This window comes from Muriicola sp., assembly GCF_041567615.1.
GTDB lineage: Bacteria > Bacteroidota > Bacteroidia > Flavobacteriales > Flavobacteriaceae > Muriicola.
In genome coordinates, this window is sequence record NZ_JBFGBM010000199.1 from 1 (window position 1) to 4,282 (window position 4,282).

The following is a 4,282-nucleotide window of genomic DNA, read 5'->3' on the forward strand; positions in this document are numbered from 1 at the left end:
GCCGGAATATGGAAGCCCAGGACCCGACCCGGGAATTTTGAGGGAGTTGGGGCGATCGGACTCAAATGGCTGCAGAGGGTGAAGGAGGAAACCGGACTCAAAACGGCAACCGAAGTGGCCAACAGGACCCACGTAGACCTCGCCCTGGAGCACGACGTAGATCTGTTGTGGATAGGAGCTAGGTCTACCGTAAGCCCTTTTATCGTGCAGGAAATCGCGGATGCCCTCGAAGGCACGGACAAGGTGGTTTTGGTAAAGAACCCTGTTAATCCGGACCTTTCCCTGTGGCTGGGTGCCGTGGAAAGGCTGCATTCTGCCGGGATTAAAAAGCTGGGGGTGATACACCGCGGGTTCTCGACCTATGAAAAATCGAAATACAGGAATATTCCGGAATGGCAGCTGGCTATTGAATTGCAGACCCGCTTCCCGGACCTCCCCCTGATCAATGACCCCTCCCATATCACCGGGAAGAGGGATATGATCTTCGATGTGTCCCAGACGGCGCTCGACCTTAATTTCGACGGCCTGATGATAGAGACGCATTGCGATCCGGACAATGCGTGGAGTGATGCTGCACAGCAAGTAACCCCCAAACGACTCATACAGATCATGGAAGACCTCAGGATCAGAAAAGAAACCGACGAGGAAGCCGAATACAAGAGCAATCTGAGTAATCTCAGGGCGCAGATAGACATCCTGGACAATCAGCTCATCGATCTGCTCGGCAAAAGGATGCAGGTGTCAGACGGGATCGGCCACCTCAAAAAGCAGCGAAACGTTGCCGTTTTGCAGACGAACCGATGGAACGCCATCCTGGGTAAGATGATTCTTGAAGGAGAAGCCAAGGGGCTGAGTGAGGAATTTGTCCTGAAGATGTTCAAGGCCATCCACCAGGAATCCATCAACCACCAGGAAAAGATCATCAATTCATAGGTCGGTAAACTCTTGTTTTCAGGACCTTTGATCTAACAGGACAGCACATAAAATTAAAACCCTGATCGCTGCGACCAGGGTTTTTCTTTTTTATGAGATCGCTCTCAGCGCTTAAAGATATATCGGGTGATAAAAATCCCCTGCCCGTCGTCCTTCCCGCTGTCGCTTTCCACGGCACTGGTCACAAAGGCGAGTTCCCATCCCTCCCTGACCATGGTATTGATCATGGAGGTGATCACGGCGTCGTTGGCGGCGATGTTCTGAAAGCGAATCCCGCCCAGGTTAAAGAAGTTCAGGAGCTTGGTCTCCTCAAAATTCTTCACTCTGATCTCGCTTCTGTCTGCTTTGTTCCGGGTGTTGTCATCTTCGGTCTGCACACTGGTGAATTCCTTGTAATCCTTGTCTTCCAGGGCATTGATGATCCTGGATCTTCCCAATCCGTTGGGAACAATGGATTCTACGCTGGTGATCACCCGAAATTCCTGTGCCTGTATCTCAAATCCGAGACAGAAACAAACTATAAGTAAAAAGGGTAATTTTTTCATGTTTTCAGAAATTTAAGAGGTTAGAATTGTGAACATAAAGATAGTTCAATGTCTGACAGGATTATTGTTTCTTTGTAGCGAAATATAAACATGATGAAGGGTACTGTTTATAAATCGACCGGAAGCTGGTACACGGTGAAAACCCGTGAGGGTGAGGCATTTGAATGCCGAATCAAAGGGAAGTTCAGGATCAAGGGGATCAAGAGTACCAATCCCATTGCTGTTGGTGACCGGGTGAGCTTCGAACTGGAAGAGGCCGGGGACGAGACCTATGGGGTGATCCATGAGATCAGGGACCGGGAGAACTACATCATCAGGAAATCCGTCAACCTGTCCAAACAAGTGCACGTCATCGCTGCCAATGTAGACCAGGTCTTCCTGCTTATCACCCTTAACAACCCCAAGACCTACACCATCTTTATAGACCGATTCCTGGTAACCACGGAGGCTTATGATGTGAAGACGGTCCTGCTTTTTAATAAGATTGACACCTATAATGAAGAAGAATTGACTGAGATCAGGTACCTGGCCGAACTGTACCGAAAGATAGGGTATACCTGTCTCGGGATCTCCGCCAAAGAGGGGACGCATGTAGACCGTGTGAAGGAGATGATGACGGGGAAGACCAGTATGTTCGCAGGTAACTCAGGGGTGGGGAAATCGACCCTGATCAATGCCATAGAACCTTCTCTCCAGCTCAGGACCGCTGAGATCTCCGAACAGCACCTGCAGGGACAGCACACGACCACCTTTGCGGAGATGTTCGATCTGAGTTTTGATGCCCGCATCATCGACACCCCGGGGATCAAGGGGTTTGGCCTGGTGGATATGGAAAAGGAGGAGATAGGGGATTATTTCCCGGAGTTCTTCGCCCTGAAACAGGATTGCAAATTCAACAACTGCCTTCATATAGACGAACCCCAATGTGCTGTGAAAAAGGCCCTGGAGGCCGATGAAGTCTCCTGGAGCCGTTATAAGAGCTATCTCCAGATCGTGTCCGGGGAAGAGGATACTTACAGGGATGATGAATTCGAGATGGAATGAAGATCAGGACAGGAAGACCAGAAATGAAATGAGAGCAGTCGTACAACGCGTAAGCTGGGCACATGTCACCGTTGAGGGAAAGCGGACTTCGGAGATCGGAAAAGGCCTTCTTATCCTGTTGGGCATTGAGGATGCAGATACGCAGGAGGATATTGAATGGCTTTCGAGGAAGATCGCGAATTTACGTATCTTCAACGACGGGGACGGAGTTATGAACAAGTCGGTGATCGAAGAAGGGGGAGACGCCATCGTGGTAAGTCAGTTTACCCTCCACGCCAGCACTAAAAAGGGGAACAGGCCGTCCTATATCCGGGCCTCGAAACCCGAAGTGGCCATACCACTTTACGAGGCCTTTGTCGGGCAGCTCGAAGGGCAGCTGTCCCGAAAAGTGGGGACCGGTATCTTCGGTGCCGATATGAAAGTGGCATTGCTGAACGATGGACCTGTTACTCTTTTCATCGATACAAAAAACAAAGACCTATGAACATCAGTAACGCACAGCAGGCGGTAGATGAATGGATCAAGGCCCACGGGGTCAGGTATTTCAATGAGCTTACCAATATGGCCCAACTGACCGAAGAGGTAGGGGAAGTGGCCCGTATCATCGCGAGGAGATACGGAGAGCAGAGCGAGAAACCCTCCGATCGGGAAAAAGACCTGGGGGAAGAACTCGCAGACGTGCTCTTTGTAGTACTCTGCCTGGCCAACCAGACCGGGATCGACCTGCAGAAGGCCTTTGACCGAAAACTCGACCTGAAGGCCAAAAGGGACCACAAACGCCATCAAGAAAACAAAAAACTGAAGTAGGGTTGTCCCCGGCCAACCCAGATGAGAAAACACCAAAATCCCATCCATTGAAAATGTATCTAGAAGGTCCTGTTTCAACCATCCCAAAATCGGAGATCCGCATTACAGGGTCCAAAAGTGAATCGAACAGGTTGCTCCTGCTGCAGGCTCTTTTTCCGCCATTACAGATCCAGAATTTATCGAATGCGGACGATGTCCAGGTGATGTTGAAAGGGTTAAAAGCGCTCTCGGGCACAGTAGATATTCACCACGCAGGGACGGCCATGCGTTTCCTCACGGCCTTTTTTGCCAGCCGGGAAGGGAGAGATGTGACCCTGACCGGTTCTTCCCGCATGCAGGAGCGGCCCATCAAAGTACTGGTGGATGCCCTGAGTGCACTGGGGGCCGACATTTCCTACCTTAGGAATACAGGATATCCGCCCTTGCGCATCAAAGGCAGGCAACTGAACAGAAATAAGGTAAGCCTGCCGGCAAATATCAGCAGCCAGTATATCTCTGCCTTGTTACTCGTGGCTCCCGGAATGCCGGCAGGAATTGAACTCGAGTTACTGGGGGAGATCACCTCCGTTCCCTACATCAGGATGACCCTCTCCCTCCTTGAAAGCCTGGGTATTGAAACCGAATTCTCAGGAAACCGGATCAGGGTAAAACCCAAAAAAAGCATTGATCCCGTAACCCTGACAGTGGAATCAGACTGGAGTTCGGCTTCCTATTATTACAGCATAGTGGCCTTGTGTCCAACAGGAACGCACTTAAAACTTTCTTCATACAGGCGGGATAGTTTACAAGGCGACAGTATCCTCGCGGACGTTTACAGGAAATTCGGGGTCGAATCCCGATTCGAGGAATCCTTCCTCCACCTCAATAAAGTGTCTCATTCCACGAAGGATCTCGTTTCCTCTTCAGAAAAAACCCTCGAGCTCGATCTCGCCGATGCCCCTGACATAGCTCAA

6 protein-coding genes are annotated in these 4,282 nt (G+C 50.4%); 5 read left to right on the forward strand and 1 reads right to left on the reverse strand.

The annotated features are described in order from the left end of the window. The coding region (locus tag ABYP73_RS11705) for a chorismate mutase (protein ID WP_372974443.1) at positions 1 to 933 on the forward strand (933 nt) is incomplete at its 5' end. Between the two features lie 104 nt (positions 934 to 1,037). Here the strand turns inward: ABYP73_RS11705 and ABYP73_RS11710 are convergent. Beyond that, positions 1,038 to 1,478 (reverse strand): hypothetical protein, encoded by a 441-nt coding sequence (locus ABYP73_RS11710; protein ID WP_372974444.1) that lies wholly within the window; start codon positions 1,476 to 1,478, stop codon positions 1,038 to 1,040. Between the two features lie 93 nt (positions 1,479 to 1,571). Between ABYP73_RS11710 and rsgA the strand changes: the two genes are divergently transcribed. The 4 genes from rsgA to ABYP73_RS11730 form a co-directional block, all read left to right on the forward strand. After that, on the forward strand, positions 1,572 to 2,522 hold the full coding sequence (gene rsgA, locus ABYP73_RS11715) for a ribosome small subunit-dependent GTPase A (RefSeq protein ID WP_372974445.1): 951 nt from the start codon (positions 1,572 to 1,574) through the stop codon (positions 2,520 to 2,522). A gap of 28 nt (positions 2,523 to 2,550) precedes the next feature. Beyond that, positions 2,551 to 3,006 carry a D-aminoacyl-tRNA deacylase gene (dtd, locus tag ABYP73_RS11720; RefSeq protein ID WP_372974447.1) on the forward strand — a complete coding sequence of 152 codons (456 nt, stop codon included), beginning with the start codon at positions 2,551 to 2,553 and terminating at the stop codon, positions 3,004 to 3,006. Beyond that, on the forward strand, positions 3,003 to 3,329 hold the full coding sequence (locus ABYP73_RS11725) for a nucleotide pyrophosphohydrolase (RefSeq protein WP_372945198.1): 327 nt from the start codon (positions 3,003 to 3,005) through the stop codon (positions 3,327 to 3,329). The genes dtd and ABYP73_RS11725 overlap by 4 nt, the downstream gene beginning before the upstream one ends. A 47-nt stretch (positions 3,330 to 3,376) precedes the next feature. Then, positions 3,377 to 4,282 (forward strand): 3-phosphoshikimate 1-carboxyvinyltransferase (locus tag ABYP73_RS11730; protein ID WP_372974446.1); only part of this gene is annotated, 906 nt, incomplete at its 3' end.